We start from the raw sequence: 5,360 nt of genomic DNA, 5'->3' as shown, positions 1-5,360 counted from the left end.
GCTCGAACTGGCGCGCCGCTCGCTCGGCCAGCAGATGGCCGAGCGGCCGGCGCTCGACAACGTCATCCTCGTCAAGGACTACCTGCGGCTGCAGCTCGGCGGGCGCGGCCACGAGGTGTTCTCGGTGCTGTTCCTCGATGCGCAGCACCGGCTGATCCAGATGGACGAGATGTTCCGCGGCTCGCTCACGCAGGCCAGCGTCTACCCGCGCGAGGTGCTCAAGMGCGCGCTGCAGCTGCATGCGGCGGCGGTGATCCTCGCGCACAACCACCCGTCGGGCTCGGCGCAGCCGTCGCGCTCCGACGAGATGCTGACGCAGACGCTGAAATCGGCCCTCGCAATGATCGACGTGCGCGTGCTCGATCACCTGGTGGTGGGCGACAGCGAGGTGGTCTCGTTCGTGGAGCGAGGCTTGCTGTGAGCCTGCGCAGCCTGCAGGACCTGGGCGACATCCGCGAGGCGCTGAAGCGCGCCGAGCGCGAAGCCGCCGAACGCGAGGCCCGCGCCCGCGAGGAAGAGGCCCGCAGGCTGCGCGAGGCCAACCTGTTCTCCCACAGCGTCGGCCGCGTGCAGCCGGTGGCCCCGAGCGGCCGCCGCCACGCGGTGCCCACGCCGCCCTCGCCCGAGCCGCGCCAGCGCGAGCTCGATGAAGAGCGCGCGTTGCACGAATCGCTGTCCGACGAGTTCGATCCGGTCACGCTGCTCGAGACCGATGACCAGCTGTCCTACCGCCGCCCCGAGATCGGCATCGACGTGCTGCGCAAGCTGCGCCGCGGCGGCTGGTCCATCCAGGGCGAGGTCGACCTGCACGGCCTGCGCCGCGATGCCGCCCGCGAGCGGCTCACCGCCTTCGTCCACGACGCGGTGCACACCGGCCTGCGCTGCGTGCGCGTCGTGCACGGCAAGGGCAACGGCTCGCCGGGCCGCGAACCGGTGCTGAAGGGCAAGGTGCGCAGCTGGCTGATCCAGAAGGCCGATGTGCTCGCCTTCGTGCAGGCGCGCGGCGACGAAGGCGGCCACGGCGCGGTGATCGTGCTGCTGCGCGCGCTGCGCTAGAGCGTGTTCACACTGCGTCATGCTGCGTCACGATCTGGCGTGCTTCGTCGCATGCGCGTCGGGTCGTAAGCAAGGCAACAAATGCCACAAGGCCCCGCGCCCCCCTAACCCGTGGGAGGCACGTTACATCGCATGAGACTAGGGCGTCGGCGCCCTCCTCGACAGCGCACGGGCAAGGCGTTCAAAAACGTCTGAAAGCGCTGTCAAAAATCGGGCTGTCAACCCCGCTTCACCGATGGTTGCATGTCGATCGGTATGAACTTTGCACGGTTTTGACCACAACGCGCATTCGCGATCGCGATAGGCGCCCCTACAAGGAGGTCAGACCGTGTCCCGACAATCCAGAGCATTCGATTCGTCCACCCATCGCCTGCTGGTGCCGCTGGCATCGGTGGCCGTGCTGCTCGCCGCCTGCGGCGGCGGCAACCAGCAGAGCGCCGAAGCGCAGGCCGCGGCCGACCAGCAGGCCGAAGCCGCCACGGCTGCCGCGGTCGACACCTCCGCCATCTGCTTCTACGAACACATCAACTACCAGGGCGCGAGCTTCTGCGCCGGCGCCGACTCCACCTGGATCGGCTCGGCCTGGAACGACCGCGTCTCGTCGGTGAAGGTGAAGGCGGGCTACAAGGTCCAGCTGTTCCAGCACATCAACTACGGCGGCACGTCGGTGACGCTGACGGGCGATACCGCGAACCTCGTGTCGCTGGGCTTCAATGACGCCGCGTCGTCGCTGAAGGTCACCGCGCCGACCACCACCACCCCGCCGACGGGCACGTCGCCGGTGTCGGGCATCCAGGTCGCGCAATCGCTGCTGTTCAACAGCGACGACAGCGCGCTGGTGCTCGTCTCGGGCAAGGCCGCGCTGGTGAAGGTCAACGTCACGAGCGGCGCCACCGGCGGCACCAAGCCGAGCGGCACGCTGCGCGTGACGAGCGCCAACGGCGCCACCCGCGACATCCTGCTGACGGCCCCCACCGGCGCGCTGCCGGCTGGTGTGCCGGCCGTGCCGAGCTTCACCGATTCGTACACCGCCACCGTGCCGGCCGACCTGGTGAAGACCGGCGTGAAGCTCACCGCGCTGATCGGCAACGCCGAGGGCAAGACCATCACGCCACGTGTCGGCGGTGGCGTGCCGATGAAGTTCGTCCCGATCGCGATCCAGATCGCCGGCACCGTCGGCAAGCTGCCGGTCAGCCAGGGCGCGCATTTGCAGGCGCTGTTCCCGGTTTCGTCGGTGACGGTGCAGTCGCACCCGACCTACGTGTCGAGCCGCGTGACCACGCTGCCGACCACCGACGCCGGCTGGAGCGATGCGTTCGGCAAGATCCTCGGCGAACTGGCCGACCTGCACTCGCTGGAAGGCGCGGCCAAGCACGACCACTACTTCGGCTTCATTCCGAAGCGCACCYGGGGCCTCGCCGGCCTGGCCTACCTGAGCAGCCACTCCGGGGTCGGCTTCGACATGCCCGACCAGCCGACCACCGTGCGCGATGTCGTGGCACACGAGATGGGCCACAACTTCTCGCTGCCGCACGCGGCCTGCGGCGGTGCCGGCAGCCCGGATCCGGCCTACCCGTATCCGGATGCCAACCTCGGCAAGGCCGGCCGCTACATCTGGCCGTACCTGGCAGACAGCAACACCTTCTACGACCCGCGTCCGACCGATCGCCACGACATCATGAGCTACTGCGGTGGCCAGGTCTTCTCCGACTACAACTACCGGAAGATGCAGACCTACCTGACGCCGGCGGACAAGTCGATGGTCAACGAGGCTGCGGCTGCAGTGACCTCGGCCACGCAAGACCTGCTGCTGATCAGCGGCGAGATCGGTGCCTCGGGCACCGCCGAGCTGAACCCGGTGAAGTCGCTGGTTGGTCGTGCGGAAGCACCCGAGGCCGGCCAGTACACGCTGCGCATCGTGTCGGCCAACGGCACCACGGACATCCCGTTCGCGCCGCGCACGCTGGACCAYRACAGCACGCTGCAGCACTTCGGCTTCACGATCCCGAACCCGGGCGCGATCCAGRGCATCACCGTGCTGCAAGGCGSCAAGACGCTGCTGAACTCGCAAGCCAAGGCAGCGAGCTCCACCGAGCGCGCACAGGCCGCGACGCCGCAGGTGCAAGTTCAGGAGAGCGGCGGTGCGCTGAMGCTCACSTGGGATGCAGCRCGTCACCCGTACCTGACCGTSACCTGGGTCGGTACCGAGCAGCGCCGCAACCTGGCGCAGGACCTGCGCGGTGGCAGCGTCACGCTGTCGAGCGCCGATCTACCGACCGGCGGCAGCTTCGAGCTGGCACTGTCGGACGGCCTGAACGCGGTGCGCGTCTCGCACACCCGCTGAACGAGGAAGAACCCGCCGTGAGGCGGGCCTGCAACAAGGGCGCTCAGGCGCCCTTGTTGCGTTGGTCATGCCGTCCATGCAGACCATCCATCGCATATTCGTTCGCGTGTTCACAGCACCCGACATGACAACAGGGGGGGAACCGCGACTCGACATCGGCCACTGAGGGAACTCGCCGGGTTGGTAGTGCCCACGGCCAAGGCGATTTTTCAATCTCTCTGTAGGAGCTGTAATGAGAGTAGCAACGCGCCCCGCGTCTGAACCATGGAAGCACGGCAAACCATCCCTCCTGTCGATGCTCCCTCTGGCAATCCTTCTGGCCTCATGCGGCGGGAACCAACAGGAATCGACACGGGACACCTCCGACCCGGAACTCAACGCCGCTGCAGCGACCGCAGACACCATCACGTCCGCTCCGGTATGTTTCTATCGGCACATCAACTACCAAGGCGAGACGTCCTGCACCAACTCCAACGTGGCGAGTTTGATTTCCAGCGGATGGAATGACCGGATCTCGTCGATCAAGGTCGCCAGCGGCTACACGGTGGAATTGTTCGAACACGTCAACTACATGGGACGCTCACTGAAGCTCTCAGCAGACACTTCCGACCTGATTGCCGAGGGCTTCAACGACATCGCGTCGTCGATGAAGATCACCGCGCCGGCCACTTCCACGTCGCCGATCAATCCGGTTGCCGCCTGGTCGCCGCCGGTGTCGAGCATCCAGGTCGCGCAATCGCTGCTGTTCAACAGCGACGACAGCGCGCTGGTGCTCGTCTCGGGCAAGGCCGCGCTGGTGAAGGTCAACGTCACGAGCATCGGCAAGACGACCAGCACCAAGCCGAGCGGCACGCTGCGCGTGACCAGCGCCGACGGCGCCACCCGCGACATCCTGCTGACGGCCCCCACCGGTGCGCTGCCGGCTGCCGTGCCGGCCGTGCCGAGCTTCACCGATTCATACACCGCCACCGTGCCAGCCGACCTGGTCAAGACGGGCGTGAAGCTGACCGCGCTGATCGGCAACGCTGCAGGCAAGACCATCACGCCGCGCGTCGGCGGCGGTGTGCCGATGAAGTTCGTGCCGATCGCGATCCAGATCGCGGGCACCGCCGGCAAGCTGCCGGTGAGCCAGGCGGCCCACCTGCAGGCGCTGTTCCCGGTCTCGTCGGTCAGCGTGCAGTCGCGCCCGACCTACGTGTCGAGCCGCGTGACCACGCTGCCGACCACCGAGACCGGCTGGAGCACGGCGTACAGCAAGATCTTGCGCGAACTGGCCGACCTGCACATGCTGGAAGGCGCTGCCACGCACGACCATTACTTCGGCTTCATCCCGAAGCGCACCACGGGCCTCGTCGGCCTCGCGTACCCGAGCAGCAACGTGGGCGTCGGCACCGACATGCCCGAGCAGCCGACCCTCGTGCGCGATGTCGTGGCGCACGAGATGGGCCACAACTTCTCGCTGCCGCACGCGGCCTGCGGCGACGTCGCCGATCCCGACCCGGACTACCCGTACCCGAATGCCACCCTCGGCAAGGCCGGCCGCTACATCTGGCCGTACCTGGCGGACAGCAACACCTTCTACGACCCGCGCCCGACCGACCGCCACGACCTCATGAGCTACTGCGGTGGCCAGGTCTTCTCCGACTACAACTACCGGAAGATGCAGACCTACCTGACGCCGGCGGACAAGTCGATGGTCAATGAGGCCGCTGCCGCGGTGACCTCGGCCACGCAGGACCTGCTGCTGATCAGCGGCGAGATCGGTGCCTCGGGCACAGCCGAGCTGAACCCGGTGAAGTCGCTGGTGGGCCGTGGGCAAGCGCCGGAAGCCGGTGCCTACACGCTGCGCATCGTGTCGGCCAGCGGCACCGTGGACATCCCGTTCGCGCCGCGCAYGCTGGACCATGACAGCACGCTGCAGCACTTCGGCTTCACGATCCCGAACCCGGGCGCGATCCAG

The 5,360-nt window shown here is 67.6% G+C and carries 4 protein-coding genes; all 4 read left to right on the top strand.

Annotated elements, in window-relative coordinates:
• On the top strand, positions 1-421 hold a 421-nt coding region (gene radC / locus AC1D01_RS19105), incomplete at its 5' end, for a RadC family protein (RefSeq protein ID WP_477869022.1).
• Positions 418-1,056, top strand: coding sequence for a Smr/MutS family protein (locus tag AC1D01_RS19100; protein ID WP_477869020.1), 639 nt, complete (start codon positions 418-420; stop codon positions 1,054-1,056). The genes radC and AC1D01_RS19100, both read left to right, overlap by 4 nt.
• A 328-nt stretch (positions 1,057-1,384) precedes the next feature.
• Positions 1,385-3,400, top strand: coding sequence for a peptidase inhibitor family I36 protein (locus AC1D01_RS19095; RefSeq protein ID WP_477869018.1), 2,016 nt, complete (start codon positions 1,385-1,387; stop codon positions 3,398-3,400).
• 232 nt (positions 3,401-3,632) lie between these two features.
• A partial coding sequence (locus tag AC1D01_RS19090; RefSeq protein WP_477869016.1) for a peptidase inhibitor family I36 protein occupies positions 3,633-5,360 on the top strand: 1,728 nt, incomplete at its 3' end.

The organism is Rhizobacter sp. P3_B12 (genome assembly GCF_056402895.1).
Note: the sequence above shows the minus strand (reverse complement) of the source record. Positions and strands in the feature narration are given on the sequence as shown.